The sequence below is a fragment of the Paenibacillus sp. J31R98 genome (assembly GCF_056269245.1).
On the sequence record NZ_JBWDNO010000009.1, the window covers coordinates 162,911 to 183,528 of the forward strand.

18 protein-coding genes and 7 tRNA genes are annotated in these 20,618 nt (G+C 51.7%); 19 read left to right on the forward strand and 6 right to left on the reverse strand.

Going from position 1 to position 20,618, the window contains the following annotated elements; translation table 11 throughout:
* The first annotated feature begins 58 nt into the window (after positions 1 to 58).
* Positions 59 to 2,257 carry a Tex family protein gene (locus tag AC0YNX_RS26275; protein WP_475818781.1) on the forward strand — a complete coding sequence of 733 codons (2,199 nt, stop codon included), beginning with the start codon at positions 59 to 61 and terminating at the stop codon, positions 2,255 to 2,257.
* 107 nt (positions 2,258 to 2,364) lie between these two features.
* On the opposite strand, the gene cmpA is transcribed toward AC0YNX_RS26275, so the two are convergent.
* Together cmpA and AC0YNX_RS26285 are read right to left on the reverse strand one after the other, a co-directional pair.
* A complete protein-coding gene (cmpA, locus tag AC0YNX_RS26280) occupies positions 2,365 to 2,499 on the reverse strand; it encodes a cortex morphogenetic protein CmpA (protein WP_132482541.1) in 135 nt (44 codons plus the stop codon).
* Positions 2,500 to 2,613: 114 nt separating this feature from the next.
* The gene (locus tag AC0YNX_RS26285) at positions 2,614 to 2,967 is read right to left on the reverse strand and encodes a hydrolase/acyltransferase (protein ID WP_475818668.1); all 354 of its coding nucleotides are present in this window, start codon (positions 2,965 to 2,967) and stop codon (positions 2,614 to 2,616) included.
* Positions 2,968 to 3,091: 124 nt separating this feature from the next.
* On the opposite strand from AC0YNX_RS26285, the gene AC0YNX_RS26290 reads away from it, so the two are divergent.
* The 12 genes from AC0YNX_RS26290 (at position 3,092) to pyrB (ending at position 7,855) form a co-directional block, all read left to right on the forward strand.
* The gene (locus AC0YNX_RS26290; RefSeq protein ID WP_475818669.1) at positions 3,092 to 3,571 is read left to right on the forward strand and encodes a SprT family protein; all 480 of its coding nucleotides are present in this window, start codon (positions 3,092 to 3,094) and stop codon (positions 3,569 to 3,571) included.
* A gap of 29 nt (positions 3,572 to 3,600) precedes the next feature.
* A tRNA-Asn gene (locus AC0YNX_RS26295) sits at positions 3,601 to 3,676 on the forward strand.
* 7 nt (positions 3,677 to 3,683) lie between these two features.
* Positions 3,684 to 3,774, forward strand: a tRNA-Ser gene (locus AC0YNX_RS26300).
* 69 nt (positions 3,775 to 3,843) lie between these two features.
* Positions 3,844 to 3,918 (forward strand) — tRNA-Glu (locus AC0YNX_RS26305).
* Positions 3,919 to 3,957: 39 nt separating this feature from the next.
* A tRNA-Leu gene (locus AC0YNX_RS26310) sits at positions 3,958 to 4,042 on the forward strand.
* Between the two features lie 116 nt (positions 4,043 to 4,158).
* Positions 4,159 to 4,404, forward strand: a complete 246-nt coding sequence (locus AC0YNX_RS26315; protein ID WP_475818670.1) for a hypothetical protein — start codon at positions 4,159 to 4,161, stop codon at positions 4,402 to 4,404.
* Positions 4,405 to 4,518: 114 nt separating this feature from the next.
* Positions 4,519 to 4,593 (forward strand) — tRNA-Glu (locus AC0YNX_RS26320).
* Between the two features lie 5 nt (positions 4,594 to 4,598).
* Positions 4,599 to 4,671, forward strand: a tRNA-Lys gene (locus AC0YNX_RS26325).
* A gap of 38 nt (positions 4,672 to 4,709) precedes the next feature.
* Positions 4,710 to 4,791: transfer RNA gene (locus tag AC0YNX_RS26330), tRNA-Leu, on the forward strand.
* A 183-nt stretch (positions 4,792 to 4,974) separates the two neighbouring features.
* Positions 4,975 to 5,358, forward strand: coding sequence for a hypothetical protein (locus AC0YNX_RS26335; RefSeq protein WP_475818671.1), 384 nt, complete (start codon positions 4,975 to 4,977; stop codon positions 5,356 to 5,358).
* A 106-nt stretch (positions 5,359 to 5,464) separates the two neighbouring features.
* Positions 5,465 to 6,838 (forward strand): TrkH family potassium uptake protein, encoded by a 1,374-nt coding sequence (locus tag AC0YNX_RS26340; RefSeq protein WP_475818672.1) that lies wholly within the window; start codon positions 5,465 to 5,467, stop codon positions 6,836 to 6,838.
* Positions 6,839 to 6,943: 105 nt separating this feature from the next.
* A complete protein-coding gene (gene pyrB / locus AC0YNX_RS26345; RefSeq protein ID WP_475818782.1) occupies positions 6,944 to 7,855 on the forward strand; it encodes an aspartate carbamoyltransferase in 912 nt (303 codons plus the stop codon).
* A gap of 81 nt (positions 7,856 to 7,936) precedes the next feature.
* Here pyrB and map read toward each other — a convergent pair whose 3' ends face one another.
* Positions 7,937 to 8,683, reverse strand: a complete 747-nt coding sequence (gene map / locus AC0YNX_RS26350) for a type I methionyl aminopeptidase (RefSeq protein WP_475818673.1) — start codon at positions 8,681 to 8,683, stop codon at positions 7,937 to 7,939.
* A 140-nt stretch (positions 8,684 to 8,823) separates the two neighbouring features.
* Between map and AC0YNX_RS26355 the strand changes: the two genes are divergently transcribed.
* The 5 genes from AC0YNX_RS26355 to AC0YNX_RS26375 all read left to right on the forward strand — a co-directional run bounded on the left by AC0YNX_RS26355 (position 8,824) and on the right by AC0YNX_RS26375 (position 17,141).
* Positions 8,824 to 11,169, forward strand: a complete 2,346-nt coding sequence (locus tag AC0YNX_RS26355) for an AraC family transcriptional regulator (RefSeq protein WP_475818674.1) — start codon at positions 8,824 to 8,826, stop codon at positions 11,167 to 11,169.
* Between the two features lie 182 nt (positions 11,170 to 11,351).
* Positions 11,352 to 12,293 (forward strand): ABC transporter permease, encoded by a 942-nt coding sequence (locus AC0YNX_RS26360; protein ID WP_475818675.1) that lies wholly within the window; start codon positions 11,352 to 11,354, stop codon positions 12,291 to 12,293.
* Positions 12,294 to 12,307: 14 nt separating this feature from the next.
* Positions 12,308 to 13,198, forward strand: a complete 891-nt coding sequence (locus AC0YNX_RS26365; RefSeq protein WP_475818676.1) for a carbohydrate ABC transporter permease — start codon at positions 12,308 to 12,310, stop codon at positions 13,196 to 13,198.
* Between the two features lie 113 nt (positions 13,199 to 13,311).
* A complete protein-coding gene (locus tag AC0YNX_RS26370; RefSeq protein WP_475818677.1) occupies positions 13,312 to 14,910 on the forward strand; it encodes an ABC transporter substrate-binding protein in 1,599 nt (532 codons plus the stop codon).
* A 92-nt stretch (positions 14,911 to 15,002) separates the two neighbouring features.
* Positions 15,003 to 17,141: a right-handed parallel beta-helix repeat-containing protein gene (locus tag AC0YNX_RS26375; RefSeq protein WP_475818678.1), complete on the forward strand. Its 2,139-nt coding sequence runs from the start codon at positions 15,003 to 15,005 to the stop codon at positions 17,139 to 17,141.
* A gap of 244 nt (positions 17,142 to 17,385) precedes the next feature.
* Here the strand turns inward: AC0YNX_RS26375 and AC0YNX_RS26380 are convergent, their stop codons facing one another.
* The gene (locus AC0YNX_RS26380; RefSeq protein WP_475818679.1) at positions 17,386 to 18,012 is read right to left on the reverse strand and encodes an FMN-dependent NADH-azoreductase; all 627 of its coding nucleotides are present in this window, start codon (positions 18,010 to 18,012) and stop codon (positions 17,386 to 17,388) included.
* Positions 18,013 to 18,170: 158 nt separating this feature from the next.
* Here AC0YNX_RS26380 and AC0YNX_RS26385 point away from each other — a divergent pair, with 158 nt between their 5' ends.
* Entirely contained in the window at positions 18,171 to 18,776 is a 606-nt protein-coding gene (locus AC0YNX_RS26385) for a TetR/AcrR family transcriptional regulator (RefSeq protein WP_475818680.1), read from the forward strand.
* 211 nt (positions 18,777 to 18,987) lie between these two features.
* Here AC0YNX_RS26385 and sdaAA read toward each other — a convergent pair whose 3' ends face one another.
* A complete protein-coding gene (gene sdaAA / locus AC0YNX_RS26390; RefSeq protein WP_475818681.1) occupies positions 18,988 to 19,887 on the reverse strand; it encodes an L-serine ammonia-lyase, iron-sulfur-dependent, subunit alpha in 900 nt (299 codons plus the stop codon).
* A 14-nt stretch (positions 19,888 to 19,901) separates the two neighbouring features.
* Positions 19,902 to 20,582, reverse strand: a complete 681-nt coding sequence (gene sdaAB, locus AC0YNX_RS26395; protein WP_475818682.1) for an L-serine ammonia-lyase, iron-sulfur-dependent subunit beta — start codon at positions 20,580 to 20,582, stop codon at positions 19,902 to 19,904.
* Positions 20,583 to 20,618: the final 36 nt, after the last annotated feature.

Genomic DNA, 20,618 nt, shown 5'->3' on the forward strand with positions numbered 1-20,618 from the left:
AACGAAGACGAAACTAAAGGATGAAGAACTCGAAGGCGCTTCCACGTCAAAGGTCGAGCTGACCCCTGAGGAGCAAGCAGCTGAGCAGGAACGCATATTGAAGCGGGTATCCGCCGAGCTTAGCTTGCCATATACCAAAGTGAAATCGGCGGCATCGCTGCTGGATGAAGGCAATACGATTCCGTTCATAGCCCGTTACCGCAAGGAAATGACCGGAGAGCTCGATGAGAACGAGCTGCGCAATATTGAAGAGAAGCTGCAATATATGCGCAATCTCGAGAACCGCAAGCGCGAAGTCATTCGCATTATCGAAGAGCAGGGCAAGCTGACAGAAGAGCTGCGTCAGTCGATCATCGCATCGGTGAAGCTGCAGGAGATCGAAGATTTGTACCGCCCTTACCGTCAGAAGCGGAAGACTCGTGCCAGCGTCGCGAAGGAACGCGGGCTTGAGCCGCTTGCGCAGTGGCTGATGTCACAGCCGCGCCAGGGCGACCCGGCGGTAGAGGCGGCACGTTACATAGATGCCGAGAAAGGCGTGGCAACGGCAGAAGAAGCGCTGCAAGGCGCGATGGATATTATCGCGGAGCAGCTTGCGGATGATGCGAAGATTCGCGCATGGGTGCGCCGCCATACGTTCGACCAGGGTCTCGTACGGACCGAGGCGAAGGATGCAGCGCAGGAGTCGGTGTACGAGATGTATTATTCGTACCAGGAGCCGCTGAAGAAGCTGCCTCCGCATCGTACCCTTGCGATTAACCGCGGCGAGCGGGAGGAAGTGCTGCGCGTGTCGCTCGACTTGGCAGCCGAGAAGATCCATGATTACATGGACCGCAGCCTGATCCGTCCAGGCACGGCGCAAGCGATCAAGTCGCTGCTGCTCCAGACGATCGAGGATGCATACAAAAGGCTGATCGCGCCATCTATCGAACGCGAAGTGCGCGGCGAATTGACGGAGAAAGCGGAAGAACATGCAATTAGCATCTTCTCGACGAATTTGCGTAATCTGCTGCTGCAGCCTCCGGTTCGCGGCAACGTCGTGCTCGGCGTTGATCCGGCCTTCCGTACAGGCTGCAAACTGGCTGTTATTGATGAGACAGGCAAGCTGCTCGAAGTTGCCGTATCCTATCCGACAGCGCCGCATAACAAGGTTGCGGAAGCCGAGAAGCTCATTAACGGTCTCATTGACCGTTATCAAGTCGAGCTGATCGTCATTGGCAACGGTACGGCGTCGCGCGAGACGGAACAGTTCATCGCGGAGCTGATTAAGGGACGCAAATCCAGAGGAGCGCAAGGTGCTGCCGAGCTGAAATATATTATCGTGAACGAGGCAGGGGCGAGCGTGTACTCGGCGTCGAAGCTCGCTGCCGAGGAGTTCCCGAAGCTCGACGTTGCAGAGCGCAGCGCCGTGTCGATCGCACGTCGCTTGCAGGATCCGCTTGCCGAGCTCGTGAAGATCGAGCCGAAGGCCATAGGCGTCGGCCAGTACCAGCATGACGTCAGCCAGAAGCGGCTCGAAGAAACGCTAGGGGGCGTCGTCGAGTCGGCTGTTAACCATGTCGGCGTTGACGTCAATACGGCTTCGCCGTCCTTGCTCTCGTACGTGGCTGGCATTAATGCAACTACGGCGAAGAACATCGTGAAATACCGCGAAGAGAATGGCAAGTTCAGCGACCGCAAGACGCTCTCGAAGGTTCCGCGTCTCGGCGCGAAGACGTATGAGCAGTGCATCGGCTTCATCCGCATACCGGAGAGCAGCAATCCGCTCGACCGGACGCCGATTCACCCCGAGTCGTATTCGGTCGTCGACAAGCTATGCGGCTTGCTCGGCTTGAAGCTGAACGCGGTTGGCACGGATGCCTTCCGTTCTGCGCTGGACACGATCCAGACAGAGCAGATCGCCGCACAGCTCGGCGTTGGCGTACCGACGCTGCGCGATATTATCGACAGCTTGCTGCGCCCGGGCAGAGATCCGCGCGAAGAGCTGCCTGCGCCGATTTTCCACACAGATGTGCTGAGCATTGAAGATTTGACGCCTGGCATGGAGCTGCATGGAACGGTGCGCAACGTCATTGACTTCGGAGCCTTTGTCGATATCGGCATTAAGAACGACGGGCTTGTCCACATCTCGCAGCTGAGCAACAAATTCGTGAAGCATCCGATGGATGTCGTATCCGTCGGCGATACCGTAACGGTCTGGGTGCTAAGCGTTGATCTGAAGAAGGGGCGAGTCAGCCTCACAATGCGTAAGCCGGAATAGGCGAAATCAGAACATTTATCCGTATATAAAAAGGGTGTTATCTTCGAGCAGTCACTTGTAAAGCAAAGTCACTGCAAAGAGATAGCACCCTTTTTGTCATTTCATTTCTATAAGCTTGCGGAATCATCATCAGGACGATTACTAGTACGATAGAAGTACCAGCAGTCGTTCAAGAGACGAATTTGCCGGCGGTCTTTCTTCAGAAAAGCGCGCATCAGTTGGTTGCAGAGCCATTGCGGCATAGCTTCGCCCTCCTTCCAGCTATCACTCGTTGTAATAACTAGCTTATGAGAGCGGGCGAATGTCCGTGCAGGTCCCATTTACAAAAACATGCATTTCTCGCGAAATGAGCGTTCCTAGATGTCGAGTTCTTCTTCGTACCATTGCTCCAGCTGCGCTTGCAGAGCGCGGATTTCCGTCAGGAGCGAGATGAGCGGGTACGATTTCTCTTGGATGGTGGAGAAGTCTTGCTCGAGCGCGTTCACGTAATCGAGACCGGAATGAACCGTAATCGACTTGTCATGCAGTTCTACGTCATCGCATTCTGCGATTGCGTATGGCAGCACAGGTACCTCAGCGGCTGTTAGCTTGTCGATTTCTTTATGAAGGCGCAGATTAAGCGCACTTAGTTGATAGGCGTGCGAGGCTGGCATTTCGACGAAGGAGACGTCTTGTCCGTTCTTCATCACGATATAACGCATTGCTGGCATATGAATGGTTCCCCCTATATTCTACTTTAATGACGTGACCGATGAATATCTCTTGACAGTGTAGCGTATTCGTCCTTTAAAATTCAAGTATTACGCGGTAACTTTAATCAAGGAGAATCATTCGATGCAGGATCATCAGTTGCAGGAGTGGGTAGAGCGGGTTTCGCTGCAGTCCTTCGGTATTCCTTTTCGCCACAAAGCTACGTTTAATGGCAGGTTGAAGTCGACAGGCGGCCGCTATTTCACAAAGTCGCATAATATCGAGATTAGTCCTCACCAGCTCCGCAATTATGGGGAAGAGGAAACGGAGAAGATTATCAAGCATGAGCTTTGCCATTATCATTTGCATATTTTGAAGCGGGGATACCAGCATAGGGACGCGGACTTCAAGCAGCTGCTCGCCAAAGTCGGCGGCACGCGTTATTGCAAGTCGCTTCCGCCAGGGGAGAAGCGCAAGACGGAGCCTTATAGATTCAAGCTTGTTTGCCGCAGCTGCGGTATGGAATATCTGCGCAAACGCAAGACAGATCCGAGGCGATATGCGTGCGGAAGATGCCGTGGACAATTATTGCTTTATATGCTTGACTTCAAATCTCAGACGTGATAAATTATTTCTTGTCACTCAAACAATATTCCCTGATAGCTCAGTTGGTAGAGCACTCGACTGTTAATCGAGTTGTCACAGGTTCGAGTCCTGTTCGGGGAGCCAATTCTTTGGGGAAGTACCCAAGTGGCTCAAGGGGACCCTCTGCTAAGGGGTTAGACTGCGCAAGTGGTGCGAGGGTTCGAATCCCTCCTTCTCCGCCATTTTTTATGAAGTGGCACTAAGCAATTATTCTTGAATCTTGACTAGCTGCGAGATTACAAGAGCAGCAAGGCCCGTTGGTCAAGTGGTTAAGACACCTCCCTTTCACGGAGGTAACAGGGGTTCGAGTCCCCTACGGGTCACCATCTAGTATAACTTGATATGGATTTACGACATATCACTCCGCGGTCGTGGTGGAACGGCAGACACACCATCTTGAGGGGGTGGCGCTCACAAGGCGTGAGGGTTCAAATCCCTCCGACCGCACCAACCTTACACCTGATAACCCTTGATCATTCAAGGGTTTTTTATTTTTTTGATATTGATTAGGGCATAATAGCGATAGATGATAAACGGATCGGTGGAGAGCGAAGTTGAAGGATATTGTGAATAAGTATTGTGTGAAGATATTCGGTGTATCAGGAGTTATTAAGGAAATCGGCTTAGTGAAGAAGGTGGCCAATCGTACGATTCATGTGGATTGGGGCACGAAGGTGTGGATTTATCAGAACAAGGATTTTAACTGGATTCCGATGTCTAAGGAAGAGCTTGAAACGAAGTACAGGAAACATAAATTTACCGAAGATGCACTTAAAAGGGCGTTAGCATTAGGCATCGAAGTGAACGATTAATACTAAGCTTTTGGTGCTGAAATTGTATTGAAAAAAAGTGCTTGCATTTTGTTTGCCAGCGGGATATAATAATTTTCGTTGCTTCGGACAAGCTGTCGAAACAAGTCGAAATTAGGCCCGTTGGTCAAGTGGTTAAGACACCTCCCTTTCACGGAGGTAACAGGGGTTCGAGTCCCCTACGGGTCACCATTTGCGAGTCATTAGCTCAGTTGGTAGAGCACCTGACTTTTAATCAGGGTGTCGTAGGTTCGAATCCTACATGACTCACTTTCATCTTCTTGATATGTACAATCACATATCACTCCGCGGTCGTGGTGGAACGGCAGACACACCATCTTGAGGGGGTGGCGCCTTATGGGCGTGAGGGTTCAAATCCCTCCGACCGCATTCCGAAGTCAAGAACCTGGAATTCCTTTTTATGAAGGAATTTCGGGTTTTTTTTATTTTCGCACGCAGACGGGGGTAACAATAAATTGTGGCAAGGTGACACATTATGTGATATATATAGTACATAAGTCTCAATAGGGATAGTCTGGAATTATTTCCAAATGCAAGTGGGGGATTGTCGCGATGCCAGAGAATTCGAAGAAGGATGGTCGAATGCTGGTGCTGGATGATGTTGCAACGACGATACTCAACCATGCACTGATTGATTATTATTTGGAGAAGCGTAATTTTCATGCGATTCAATGTTTGCAAGAACAGGTGCATCAGCAGACGGAGAGCTGCAAGGAAGTGCTGGTGTGGGCGATGGATGATCAGTGCGGCGACTACTACATCCCCGAGCAGGCGATGCGGGATATTAAAGCGCAGATTAATGTGATCGCAGCAACGCCGGGAGCTGTCTATATCGCGGATCCTCTATACTTCGATGATATGATGCGTGAGCGGTTCGTGAAGAAATATTTGGGCATCGAAGGGAACTTGTATCATTTTGAACCGTATGAGGAGTAGCGATAGACGAAGACAATCCTCTCTATATGCAGAGAGGATTTTTTGCCCTTAATATGGGCAAACAACATCCATACGTCCTGATCCAGAAAGGAATTATTGACTTACGATGCTTAGAACGATAATAAGGAAGCTCTCTCCGGGCAAAATCATTATTTTGGCTTATATGATCGGAATCATCGTCTTTACGCTGCTGCTAAAGCTGCCTATCAGCATGAAGCCGGGGGTTAAGCTTCCCTTCATTGATGCGCTGTTCACCGCTGCAAGCGCCGTAAGCGTAACGGGGCTGACGACGGTTCCGACCAATGAAACCTTCAGCACATTCGGCGCAATCGTACTGATGGCTGCCTTTCAATTCGGCGGCGTCGGCATTATGACGCTTGGCAGCTTCTACTGGTTCCTGATGGGGGAGCACATCGGGCTGCTTGAGCGCAAGCTCATTATGATTGACCAGAACCGAAACCAATTGGCAGGACTTGTGCAGCTTATGAGGGTTGTTCTCGTGCTTACACTGGCGATTGAGCTGACGGGCACATTGCTGTTCGGCGCTTATTTCTATGCAACCGGCTATACGGATTCGCTGACGAATGCGTTGTTCAACGGGATGTTCCATTCCGTGTCTGCTTTTACGAATGCGGGCTTCGACCTGTTCGGTGACTCGCTTATCCGTTATTCTAATGATTATTTCGTCCAGGTCTTCACGATGTTGTTAATCATTCTTGGGGCGATCGGGTTCCCGGTGATGGCGGAGCTGTGGGAGTTAATTCGCCGCACCCGACGCCGCAACCGTATCTCGAATAAAAGGTTCCGCTTCTCGTTGTTCACGAAGGTGACGCTGACTACGCATGCGATTCTGCTGCTCATTGGGGCGATCATCATCTGGCTGACGGAAGCAGGCCATTCGTTCGTACATATGCCGTTACATCAACAGCTAATGAATTCGCTATTTACATCGGTGTCCTCCCGCAGCGCAGGATTGACCACAGTTGACGTGTCGTCGCTTCATCATGCATCGCTTCTGCTCATCTCGGTGCTGATGTTCATTGGAGCGAGTCCTTCCAGTATGGGCGGAGGGATTCGGACAACGACAATTGCCATTATTGTGCTTTTCATTCTAAGCTTTGTCAGAGGAGAGCGGGTGCCGAAGGCGTTCAATCGTTCCATCAGCATAGAGGATACGCTTAAGAGCTTCGTCTTCTTCTCGCTGGCTGTGCTGCTCGTGCTTACTGGCATATTCGCCGTATTTATGTCGGAGGGGTATCATTTTGATTTGTCCGCTGTCCTCTTCGAAGTGACGTCGGCATTCGGTACATGTGGCATGTCGACGGGGATTACGGGTTCACTTCATCCAGGGGGCAAAATTACGCTGATCATTCTCATGTTCATCGGCCGAATCGGGATGTTTCTGTTCATCTCCATGTTCAGCTCGGGCAAGAAGAAGCCGGATATCCGCTATCCGGAGGAGAAGCTTATTATTGGATAGCGTGGGTGCGAAATCGCAGTTTGAACGAGCGAAGGAACTCGCTTATAATACGCTGTAGCATGTGTTGTCATCATGAATGAAGGGGAGTCGGAGTCAGTGAAATCAATGTATCATGTGCTTGGCGCGAAGCAGTTCGATCGGGAGGAGCTAGGGCAGCTGTTCAGCTCGGCGAAGGCGATGGAGGTTGTTGCAGGCGAAGGCGGCACGCAGCGATTCCCGAACAAAATAATGAGCACGCTATTCTTCGAAGCGAGCACCCGTACGCGGTTCTCGTTCGAATCGGCGATGCACCGGCTCGGCGGACGCGTAATCGGCACGGAGAATGCGAGCCAGTTCTCTTCCGCAATCAAGGGCGAAACGCTTGAAGACATGATCCGGATTATTGCCGGCTACAGCGATCTCATCGTCATGCGGCATACGGATATTGGCGCAGCGAAGCGGGCGGCTGCCGTATCCTCGGTGCCGGTCATTAACGCGGGGGACGGTTCGGGGGAACATCCGACGCAAGCTTTACTGGATCTGTATACGATTGAGAAGGAGTTCGGCGGCATCGACGGCGTCCATATCGCGATGATCGGCGATTTGACTTACGGTAGAACGGTGCATTCGCTTAGCTACCTGCTGGCAAACTACCGAAACGTACATATTTCATTCATCTCCCCAGACAATGTACGCATTCCTTCGTATGTGTTGCAGTACTTGGATGAGAAGGGCATCTCCTACGAGGAGACGACGGATCTAGCGGGCATTGCACAGACGGCGGATGTGTTCTATCAGACTCGGATACAGAAGGAGCGTTTCCCGTCGCCGGAGGAGTACGCGAAGGCAGAGGGCAAATACATAATCGACCGGAATCTGCTGAGTACGATGAAGGATAAGGCGATGATTCTTCATCCGCTTCCGCGTGCCGGCGAAATCCACCCGGACGTGGATCAGGATCCGCGGGCGGCTTACTTCAGACAAGCTGTGAATGGCTTGTACATTCGAATGGCGCTTATTGAGAAGTGCTTCCAATAGGGCAAAGCGGATATAAAAAAGCCTCAGGTGTGTCCAACCAGCATGGAGCTGGTGGGTACCTGAGGCTTTTTTGGTGCCAGATTATTGCTTCGTCAGTATAATCGGGCCGTCTTCCGTAATCGCAATCGTATGCTCATACTGAGCGGAGAGCCCGCCGTCGATTGTGCGTGCTGTCCAGCCGTCACTGTCGATCTTGCTCTGCCATGCGCCGGTGTTCAGCATTGGCTCGACCGTCATTACCATGCCGGCTTTCAGGCGAATGCCGCGGCCTGGAGGACCGTAATGCGGCACTTGCGGCTCTTCATGCATGTCGCGGCCGATGCCGTGACCGATGAATTCGCGGACGACCGAGAAGCCGTTCTCTTCAGCATACTTCTGAATCGCATTCGATACATCGCCCATGCGGTTGCCGACAACCGCTTGTTCGATGCCTTTGTACATGGACTCCTCTGTCACCGTAAGCAAGCGCTGTGCCTGTTCGGAGACGTTGCCGACCGCATAGGACCAGGCGGAATCAGCCAGCCAGCCGTTTAAATTGACGACCATATCAATCGTAACGATGTCGCCGTCCTTCAGCGGAGTCGCCGACGGGAAGCCGTGGCAGATGACGTCGTTCACGGAAGCGCATGTCGCGTATGCGTAGCCTTTGTACCCTTTCTGTTCAGGCTTTGCACCGTGCTTCTCAAGAAACTTCTCGGCGAATTGATCGATCTCGTTCGTTGTAACGCCTGGTTTGATCATACCCGCAATTTCGCGGTGGCAAGCGGCAAGAATTTCTCCTGCTTTGCGCATATTTTCGATTTCTTCTTTAGTTTTAATAATAATCATGTTACACCTCTTTAATGGTCAATTATAAATAAAAAAATGTCCGGCGTAAAGAAAACGAGCCCAGCTCAGGTATAGAAGTCTTGCTCCTCTAATGACATAATAAAGGTATGCCGCGTACAGCTAACGGAGGGGGAGCTTGCATGAAAGGTTTTGGCATTTACAAGTCCAAGAAGTATTTGCAGCGTGTACTCATCTCGATTATGTTATCCATGGTTGTCGTCCTTATTGCACTTACGCTCGTCAACACCTACGTGCTGGAGCAGTCGGTCAGGCGCAATCAGGAGCAGTCCAACCTGAAAGTATTATCTCAGATTCAATATAATCTTTCCTATATGAACGAAATCATAAGCCACTTATCCAACTACGTGAACAAGGACAATCAGATCGCCGCCATGCTGTTTGACCAGAAGCTGCCGAAGATGGACTGGATTCGCGGCTACAACCGGCTTCAGAGCTACATGGACAGTTCATCCTTTCTGCATTCCATCGCTGTATACAACCACACGCAGAACGAAATTTACGCGACATCGTCAGCCTTCCTGCTCGATGGGGGCATTACGAAATCCAAAATCCGCTCCTGGCTGTTTGATCCGAACCAGCCCCACTCCACATCACGATTAATCCCGGTCAGCCTTGAACGACAAGATGGTCAAATCGACGTCTTCGCCTATCTCGTCACGAATTCATTGAAACCGTTCTCACGATCGGAATCCGCTATCATTCTCTATATTAAGTCGGACTGGGTATTCAACAGCCTGAAGAAGATGGATGCGGTGGGCAGCCGGGAGGGCGGAGAGATTTATATTGCCGACCGAGAAGGTCAGCTATACTCCTCGGAGCTTAAGCAAGCTTCCGCAGGTGGGGCTGAGAAGGAACGAATCAAGCAGCTCGTTGCGGAGGATAAAACGGCAAATAACTCATCATCCGGCTTTGTTGTCGGACAAGTCGAGGGGCAGAAGAAGCTCATCTCGTATATGGACGACGGCGTTCGGAATTGGACCATCATCTATGTGCAGTCCTATGACCAGCTGATGAAGGATGTCAGGGAAACGCGCATCAAGTCGATCGTCATCGCAGTCGTATTCCTGCTCATCGCCATCGGCATCTCCATCTGGTTGTCTTACAAGCTCTATACACCAATTGAACGGATGCTGCGGCGTATTCGTCTTCAACAACCCTCCAAGGGAAGCGGACAGGCGCAGTCGGCTTATGAAGGCGATGAATTCCACCTCATGAGCGACAACTACATGCGTCTAAGCCATAAGCTGCAGGAAATCAGCTCCGAGCAGATCGTGAACAAATACTACTTGCGCAAGTTTCTGACGGATAGCAGCCTGTTTACGCATCATGATATGTTGGAGCTCATTCAGAAGCATGGGCTGCAAATATCGATATCCGACGAAATCGTCGTCTGTGTGCTGCGAATTGATAATTACGCTTCGTTCGACCGCAATACGACCGGTACTGCGAAGAAGATGTACAGCTTCGCCATTGTGAATATCGCGCAAGAAATGATGTCGCGAGCTTATCCTTGTGAAGCGGTAGAGGTGCGCGGCGATCATGTTGTGCTTATCGTGTCGCGAGGAGCCGAAGATAGGGATGCGAGCTTCGCGCAGGTCGTGCCGCTCATCAGCGAGATTCAGCAAACGATTGAGCGCTATTACAACTTGTCTCTCTCATGCGGCGTCAGTGACCCATTCCTGCAATTCCCGTACATATCCACGGCTTACATTCAGGCGCAGCAGCTGTGCATGTACAAGCTCATCGTCGGCAACAGAGCCATCATTACCTCGGATCAGGTACAGCAGAATGTAAACAGCAAGAATACGGCTATTCCTGATCCTATCGAGCGGAGGCTGACCGAGGCGCTCAAGAAGGGGCAAATGTCGGAAGCGGGCAGCGAACTCGAGAAGGCGTTCACGATGCTTGCGGGATTCCAATACGACGATATGCTTCGCGCGGTGTCCAACCTTGCTTGGGCGATGAAGAATGCTGCCGCTGAGATTGCGAGCAATCGCGTCATCAAACTTGATGTCGATCTCGACTATGTGACCCACATGACGCAGGAGAAGGAATCGCTGGAAGAGATGTACATTCTTCTGCTCTCGCTCTGCGCGAAGATCTGTGAAGGGCAGCGGCCGGCTACCATGGAACGCAATGATATGATTCTGGAGACGATTAAAGAGCTGATCGAGCAGAAATATGCGGATATTAATTTGAGCCAGCAGTCCATCGCGTCGACGGTCAAGCTGACATCGGCTTACATCGGCAAGTTGTTCAAAGACAGCACAGGCGTCTCCATAACCGAATATATGAACGATGTCCGTCTGAGGCATGCGCAGCAGTTGCTCGAGAATGACGATTACACCGTCATCGAGATTATGGAGAAGTGCGGCTATGCGAATCCGAGCTACTTCTTCCGGCTGTTCAAGGGGAAGTTCGGAAGCACGCCGAAGGAATATCGAATGAAGAAGTCCATCTCATAGCAGGACGCTCCATGCATGATCAAGACCGCCGATTCTCACGAAACCTAGTGGGAACGGCGGTCTTTTTGTGCATAAATTCGAACATTTTACATGCCTCCGTTACAGTTTTTCGAAGATCGTATTCTAGCTGAGCAAGAAGATGCCGTGGCATGATCAGAATCAGAAGGAGGCGGTCAATCACAATGAAATTAGGATCACGAACCGGGAAATGGCTGAAGAGAGAATGGATGTATTTACGCAAAAACCGAGAACTGCTCATGCTAGCGACCCCAGGTATTCTGTACAAACTGATCATCAGCTACATCCCTATGGTCGGCTTGATTCTCGCATTCAAGTTCTTCAGGTACGACCAGGGCATCTTCGGAAGCAGATGGGTCGGGCTGAACAACTTCAAATTTCTGTTCAAGTCGCAGGATGCGCTGCGCATTATACGCAACACGCTGCTCTACAACTTTACTTACATCATCCTTGGCACTGTCGTCGCGCTGCTGTTCGCTTTGCTTCTTAATGAAGTGTCGGGGCGAATGGTGAAGGTCTATCAGACGGCGATGTTCCTTCCTTACTTCATCTCGCTCGTGCTCGTCGGCTATATCGCTTACGCATTCCTCGAGCATAAGAGCGGCTATATGAACAGCTTGCTCCAAACCTTCGGGCTCGCGCCGCACAAGTGGTACTTCGAGAAGCAGCCGTGGATCTTCATCTTGCCGCTCGTTGCGGTGTGGAAGAGCGTCGGATTCTCAACACTGGTCTACTATGCTGGCATTCTCGGCATTAACAGCGAGTATTACGAGGCTGCAAAGCTGGACGGAGCTTCCCGGCTGCAGATGATGCTGCGAATCACGCTGCCGCTCCTGAAGCCGCTCGTGATCATCCTGTTCATCCTGGGGCTCGGCAATATCTTCAGAGGCGACTTCGGTCTACATTATTTTGTACCGAACAATGTAGGGATGATCTTCTCGACGACAGATATTATCGACACCTATGTTTACCGAGCGCTAACGAAGCTTGGCGACATTAATTCAGGTGCAGCCGTCGGATTCCTGCAATCTGTTGTCGGTCTCGTGACGATCGTCTCGGCGAACTTTCTGGTGCGCAGACTCGATAAGGAAAGCTCTCTATTCTAGGAGGAATGCAAGCTATGCCGCTGACAAATCAGGGCCGAAGCGCCAACTGGTTCATTAACATCTTCTTCATCATCGTAAGCTCGCTCATCGTATTGCCTTTTTTGCTCGTCATCGCCGTCTCGATTTCGTCCGAGAACAGTCTCATTCAATATGGTTACCGGTTCATTCCACATGAGATCAGCTTTGAGGCATTCCGAATCGTGTTCAAGGAGCCGGGCATTATGCTCCGCGGCTACGGTGTCACCATTCTTATCACCGTTGTCGGTACGGTTGTTGCGTTGTTCCTTACGGCGCTTACCGCCTATCCGATCTCAAGGAGGGACTTCCGTTATCAACGGCCGCTTACGTTCTACGTGTTCTTCACGATGCTGTTCAATGGCGGATTGATTCCATTCTATATCTTAATGACGCAGTATCTTCACCTTAAAAACACGCTCGGTGCACTCATCATTCCGCTCTTGTTAAGTCCCTACAATATTCTCATCATGAAAGGTTTCCTGGACAAAATCTCGATGGAAATCATTGAATCCGCCAAGGTGGATGGTTCGAGCGAGACACGGATCTTCATGCAAATGATTCTGCCGCTGTCGACGCCAGCGCTGGCAACGCTTGGATTGTTCATCGCCTTTGCTTATTGGAATGACTGGTTCACGGCGCTGCTCTTCATTGACAACGACAATTTTGTCCCGCTGCAGCTGCTGCTCGTACGGATCCTGTCGCAAATCGAGTTTCTGGCGAACTCGCCTCTTGCGGAAGCGGCTGATAAGCTGCAGTTCGCGAACTTCCCGACGCTCTCCGTAAGGATGGCGATGGCGATTCTGGCTGGGGGGCCGATGCTGGTGATCTTCCCGTTCTTTCAGAAGTATTTTGTCCGGGGCATTACGGTTGGTTCGCTGAAAGGGTAGCAGCCAAGCCCCTGCGCTCGATATTCCATGAAGGAGGTGAGGCCAGCGCTGCACGTTTGTACTTGATTAAATAATGGGTATGGGGTTAACTAAAATTGAGAGGTGTGTCGTTCATGAAAATGAAAGTATCAGGGGCTATCCACAAACTATGTCTTGTCCTGTTATGTTTCGGCATCATCGCAGCCTGTTCCAGCAACAACAAAGCAAGCACCAACAATGCCAACAAGACGAATAATGCAGCGGACACCACGACGAATCAGACCAATGCGACTACAGATACGACGAACAATGCGGCAGATACGACAACGGAGCCTGCCAAGGATGAGCTTCCCGAAGTGAAGCTGACGTTCTACTATCCGAGCAACCCTCCGGGAGCGGATCAGCAGCTCGTAAATGACGAAATCAATAAGTACCTGAAAGAGAAAATCAACGCAACCGTGGATTTGAAACCGCTCTCTTTTGACGAGTATGATCCGAAGATGAACACGATTATGGCTTCCGGCGAAGAATTCGATATCGCATGGGGCTCCAGATCCTGGCTTCTGAGCTACCAAGCGAACATCGATAAAGGTGCGCTCCTTGAGCTGACGGACGATATGATTGACAAAAACGCGAAGGAAGCTCGCGCGAACGTTCCGGATAAGTTCTGGTCGGATATGAAAGCCAATGACGGCAAAGTGTACGGCTTCCCTGTGTATCAAGTTGCTGCGAAGACGAAGAGCTTGGTCATCCAGAAGCGTTATGCAGACAAATACAATCTCGACATTAGCTCTATCCATACGTACAAGGATATCGAGCCATTCCTGAAACAAATCCATGACAACGAGCCAGGTGTTGTTCCGTTCGGACTTGGACAGAACCAGTGGGGCTTCTACACCGATCCAAGCTGGGTTGGCACGGACGGTCTTGCCGTATCCTACAAGAGAGATGATCCGAACTATACGATTCTCACAGCCGAACAGACGATCAACGAGAAGAAGGATTACTACAATACGCTGCACAAATGGTACGAAGCGGGCTACATCAACGATGATGCTCCAATCCTGAAGAGCTTCGGCGATCTGCGGAAGAAGGGCACTGTCGCTGTAACCATCGAGTACACGACGAAGCCAGGCGGCGAAATCGACGAAATGAACAACAATGGCGGCAATGAAGTGGTATATGCGCCGATCTCTGATACGTACTTCACAGGTATTTCAAGCGCAATGCAGGTCATTAGCAAAACATCGAAGAATCCAGAGCGCGCGCTTATGTTCATGAACCTGCTGAACACGGATAAATATCTGTACAACTTGATCTGCTACGGTATCGAAGGCAAGCACTATACGAAGAAAGACGAGAATTACATCGAGCCGATCAAGGATTCCACTTATGCTCCGAACGTAGACTGGGTATTCGGCAATCAGTTCAATGCTTACCTGAAAGCACCGCAAACGCCGGATGTATGGCAGAAGACGATTGATCTGAACAACAGCGCGATGGTAGCGGCTTCTTACGGTTTCTCTGTCAATCAAGATCCGATCAAGTCGGAGCTTGCGAATACGGCAGCGGTTAACAACGAGTATGGTCCGGCACTGGAGACAGGCGCGGTGAATCCGAGTGAAATCATTCCGAAATATCTCGAGAAGCTGAAAGCGGCAGGTCAAGAGAAGATTGACCAAGAGATTCAGAAGCAGTGGGATGAGTTCTTGAAGAAGCAAGGCTTGAAATAAGCATCGTTGACAAGGAGGCATGGGTGGCTAGAGCGCCTGTGTCTCTTTTTTTATTGAGAATGGGCGTGATAAGGATGGAGGGAGAAGTAGAGGTGGAGTTCTACGTATCGAACGTGAATGGTGATGACTTGAACGGCGGCGAGGCTGCCGATGATGCGGTTCGTACAATTAGCAGGGCGCAAGAGCTGGTGCGTGCGAAGCTGGCGGAAGGGGCTGCCGAGCGTGAGAGCATCACCGTGTGGATCGGCGCCGGATTATATGAGCTTGCTGCGCCGCTACGATTCGATTCACGCGATGTTGGCGGAGCTGCCGGCAGCACAGTGACGTATCGGAGCATGCCCGGGGAAGAGGTGTGTATCGCTGGCGGGAAGGTACTTGGCGGTGCCAGTTGGGAACACTATCGCGATGGAATCTATCGCGCTCGGTTGGGTGGAGTAGGAGAGGGCGAGGGAGCAAGACCAGGAACAGGAGTGGGCTCGTCGGGGGCGACGGTTCATACGCTCTACGAGAACGGCTTGCGAGCGGTCAAGGCATGTTGGCCGAAGGCTGGTTATAACGCGGCTGCGGGGAAAGCGGAGCGCGATGACAGACGCGGCTTCAGGTTCGCGGAAGGCGACTTGCCGAGCTTTGCGCTTGATGCGGGAGCGCAGGTGCATATTTGGCCGGGAGAAGGCGAGTGGAATTGGTTCACGGAGACGAAGACGATCACGGAGATGGATTGGAGCGCGAAGGAGATTTCGTTCGCAGAGCCCGCTCCGTGGGGAATCGACCGAGGCTCCCGTTATCGAATTCAAGGAGCGTTGCAGCTGCTCACTGAGCCCGGCGAGTTCTACTGCGATGAAGCCGAAGGCATGCTCTATTATTACCCTCGGCAGCTGCCTATCGCTGAGCAGACCATTGTTGTGCCGACGGTTCGGCGGGTAATCGAGCTGTGCGGAGAGTCGGCGGACAATCCGATAAGCGGCCTCTGCTTCGAAGGGCTGACGATTGCTTATTCGGACTGTGCGCAGCAGTATCGCATGCCTTCCTCGAACTGCGAGCATACCGAGAGCCGAGATGGGCTGATCTATATGGAGAATGCAGTTGGCAATTCGGTGCGCGGCTGCCGAATCATTCAGAGCGGATTCAGCGGCGTCGTGATGAATGGCTATTGCCAGCATAATACGATCGCAGATAATCTCATTGAACATGTGGGCTATAACGGCATCTATGTTATGGGCTTCGCCCCTGGAGATGGAGATTTTGCAAGCGCTGCGGAGGCGGATGTGAATCAGCATAACGTAATTACGAACAATCTGATTCGCTATGGCGGCGAGCTGATTGGTCACGGGAGCGGCATTCAGCTCTATCAGAGCGGCTCCAACGAGGTATCGCATAATGAAATTCACGGGATGCCGCGTTATGGCATTTCGCTGAAAGGACTGCGTTACGGCGCGATGGAAGAGTCTTATTACGGAACGAAGGTGACTTGGGAGAATCATTATGATTTTGCCCATACCAGAAATAACGTCATTACGCGCAATAACGTGTGGGATGTCATGAAGGACAGCCAAGACGGCGGGATGATTGAGTCGTGGGGAGCGGGCATTGGCAACCAGATTACATACAACCGGTTTCATCATAGCGGCATTTATTTCTCCTACGGCTTCTGTATCTATCTGGATGATGCCTCGGATGAATATGTGGTATCGCATAACGTGGTTCATGACTTGTTTAGCAGCGGAAGCGGGACACTCTGGTTCGTCATCTTTGCTAAAGGGATCGGCAACCGGATTGAAAATAATTTGCTCGTGCGCAACGGCGCGCGGGCTGCGTTCGGTACCCAGGAGATGGCGGGTGAAGAGAATCGGGACATTTCGTTCGTTCGCAATATCGCGTATGAGTCCGGTGAACAACTGTATCACTTCGTCAACTTTGATGACCGCAGGCTGCAGGAGGCGGATTATAATCTATACTTCAATGGCGAGCGCTTGCCGACGGTGACGGGCATCTACGGGGATGATAAACGCGGTCATCGTCCAATTGCGTGGGAGAATTGGCGCGAACAGCTGGAAGGACTCTATGATGCGAATACGATTCATGCAGATCCCTTGCTTGTGTTCAGTGGAGAAGCGGACGGGGAATCTCTGATTGAGCTGCACCCGGAGTCACCGGCCTTCGAGCTGGGCTGGGAGCCGATCGATATGAGCCGGATGGGGCTGACAGGGGCATTTCCTTTTCTGAGGGGCTAGCTCTGCATCATGCCAATGCTACTTTATCTCGAAGCGGATTCACCGATGTGGGAAATCGGCTGATAAGCCGAAAGAGAGTACCGTGGGGATTTACATTGGCGGGAAATGGAGCGGAATGCCGAAAGAGTGACCCGTAGGGATACACATCGGCGTAATCCTCTCATGATATGAAAAGTAAAGGAGCTGCCCCATAAGTCATGATGACTTATGGGATAGCTCCTTGTTCTTTTTCCAACCTTATCTGTTAGAAGCCTGCTGCCGCTTTCAGCGTCTGTTCTAGTCCAGAGGAGATAATGTCCGCTGCGCGGTCCCCAAATTCATGATGCCCTTCAATAATGACTTCTTCAACCGGTATGGCTAGCAGTCCGCCCAATATCGCCTTCACTGGTTTGATACCAGACTCGATATACTGTTTGCCTTCGGAAGCATAATCGCCGCCGCGAGCGCTTAGCAGCATGATTTTCTTGCCCGACGTTAACCCGACTGGGCCTTCTGATGTGTACTGGAATGTTTTTCCTGATTGAGTCAAATAGGAAATATACGTAATGAGCGGTGCCGGTGCAGTCAGGTTCCAGAGCGGGAAAGCGATCACGATTTTATCCGCTGCGAGAAATTGATCCATATATTTATCGATGACCGTTACCATGCGATCTTCGGCATCGGACAGCGGTAGCTGCTGCGAAGCCTTGTATAGACCAGTGATGGCGTCATTGCCGTAGTACGGGACGTCTTCTTTATATAAATCGATTTCGGTAATTGAATCGGACGGATTGGCTTCTTTGTAGGCGTTCAAAAACGATTCATACATCTGAACGCTGATGGATTGTTCATAAGGTCGATCATTAGCTTTAACGAATAGTACGTTTGACATTTCATCATCTCCTGTTTATGATCACATTGGTTATTCAACACGTGTTGTAAAGTGATTATAAGATCGCTGACGTATAGCTTCAATCAACAGATTTCGCAATTCATCGGATATACGACATATCCGCCAAAATGTCTAAAAAACGAATGGAGCACATACCTGTGACAGATAAAGCAGAAACAAAAACCGACCCTCGCTTTCTACGGACGCGCCGATTGATTATGGATGCGTTCAGCAGAATCATTCATCGAAAAGATTTCAAGGACGTTACCGTCAAAGATATTACAACCGAAGCAACAGTTAATCGGGCAACGTTCTACTATCACTTCCTGGATAAGTATGAATTGCTCGAGAAGGTGCTGAAAGAGGATATGATGGGGAATGTCATTGCACGAATCAAAGAGCCTCTGCAATTAAACGAGGAAACCATTAAGACGGTCTTCGTGGCGATCACGGAATTTCAAACCTCGATATCCGAGAACAATCACTGCCAGCGGAATTTTCAATCCTTTGCCGCCACGTACGAGGTCATCTTAAAAAGCGAGCTGGAGCGGACCTTCTTCGAGATGCTGTCGAAGGGGCGTTCCGGCGCGAATGAGGATTCCATGCGAGTTGCTGCGGCACTGCTTAGTTGGGGCATCTACGGTGCAACGATGGATTGGCAGCAGAATTGCAAGCTGGACGCGGAAGCCTATATTAAACTGGCTATGCCGTATCTATCCCATGGGATAGACTCCCTGTATGAAAAAGAAAGCTGCACCGTATGATTCGGTGCAGCTTTAGAGTTTAGAGAAACGCATGTCCAGATATCGGCAGCGTGGCGAAGCTGAGAGTGTGAAATTCGAACTCTCAGCAAGGAAATCGACGGATTGCTGCTCTGAGAGTGCGGAATTCGAACTCTCAGACTGGGAGGCAGCCGATATCGGCTGCCTGGCGAAGCTGAGAGTGCTAAATCTGATCCGGTGCAGCTTAATTAGCTTAGCTTCGTGGCGACTTAGGCTTCTTATTCTCTCGAAGCTCCTGCATGATCTGGCGGCCGGTCGGCGTTGTTGCGAGTCCACCGCCTGCTGTTTCGCGGTGGATCTCCGGCATCGCAGAGCCGACCTCCAGCATCACTTGAATGACTTCGTCCGACGGGATGACGCTGCGGACGCCGGCAAGAGCCATGTCCGCCGCGGCAAGCGCGGACACTGCGCCGAATCCGTTGCGCACGATGCAAGGGATCTCGACGAGGCCGCCGACCGGATCGCAGATGAGGCCCAGCGTGTTCTTGAGCGCGAGTCCGACCGCGTGGATTGCCTGAGCGGGCGTGCCGCCGCGCAGTTCCACAAGCGCGCCTGCCGCCATGCCGATGGCAGAGCCCACTTCGGCTTGGCAGCCGCCCTCTGCGCCTGAGACGAATGAATTGTTCGCGATGACATAGCCGATGGCCCCTGCCGCGAACAAGCCGTAGACGAGGCGCTCGTCATCCCAGCCGAAGCGTTCCTGGCTGCTGACGAATACGCCAGGTATGATCCCGCAGGAGCCGGCGGTCGGCGTCGCGATGATGCGGCCCATCGAGGCGTTGACTTCCGAGACGGCAAGCGCATACGCCATCGCGTTGCTGGCATGCTCGCCGAGGCATGCCTCTTTTTGCTGCCGGTGCGCGACGACTCGCTGCGCATCAAGACCGGTCAAACCGCTCCGCGACGTCGTGTTCTCGTGCAGGCCGCGCTGCACGGCCTCTTTCATGACGTCGTAATAGGCGGCCATCTTGCTGAATTCGTCCTGCTGCGATCTGCCGGATTCCGCGCTCTGCTCCTCCAGCATCAGCTTGCCGATGGACAAGCCGCGCTCCGCACAGAGCTCGCCGAGCTCAGCCAGCGTTCGAAAGTTCATCGCATTCGCCTCGCTTAAACAGAATTAAGATCAATCGTGGAAATCTGCTGCACATGCAAGAGTGCACGGAGTGCGACAATTAGGGAGCCGGGCAGCATGCCGTCTAGCTCCAGCACGGTCATTGCCTCGCCGCTTCTGCCTTTGCGGTCGACGGACATGTGGCCAATGTTGACGCCTTCGGACTTCAGCAGTGAGGTAACGTCCGCGATGACACCGGGCTTGTCCTCATGCAGAATGACGAGAGTCGGATAATTGCCGGTAATTTTCACCGCGAACTCATTCACGTCAACAATCTCAATGTTCCCGCCCCCTATTGAAGTGCCAACAATCGACAGCTTCCTAGGTTCCGGCACGCTCGTATCGAGCAGCAGCTTCACGGTATTCGGATGCGAGAACAGTCCTTTCCCTTGTCCGAAGATGACTTCCGTACCGCGCTCTTCAGCAATGGCTAAGGCTTCCGGGATTCGTCTATCATCGGTAGCGAATCCGAGCAGTCCGCTCACAATCGCGATATCGGTGCCATGTCCTTGATAGGTCGCGGCGAAGGATCCGTAGAACCGTATCTCCGCACGCTCCGGCACGGCGCCGAACAGTTGATGCGCGACAAGACCGATGCGCACCGCTCCCGCCGTATGCGAGCTTGACGGACCGACCATGGAAGGACCGATAATAGAGAACACATCTTTAAACCGCAAGCTGCCTCCGACCTCCCGCCCCATTTTGACATAGTG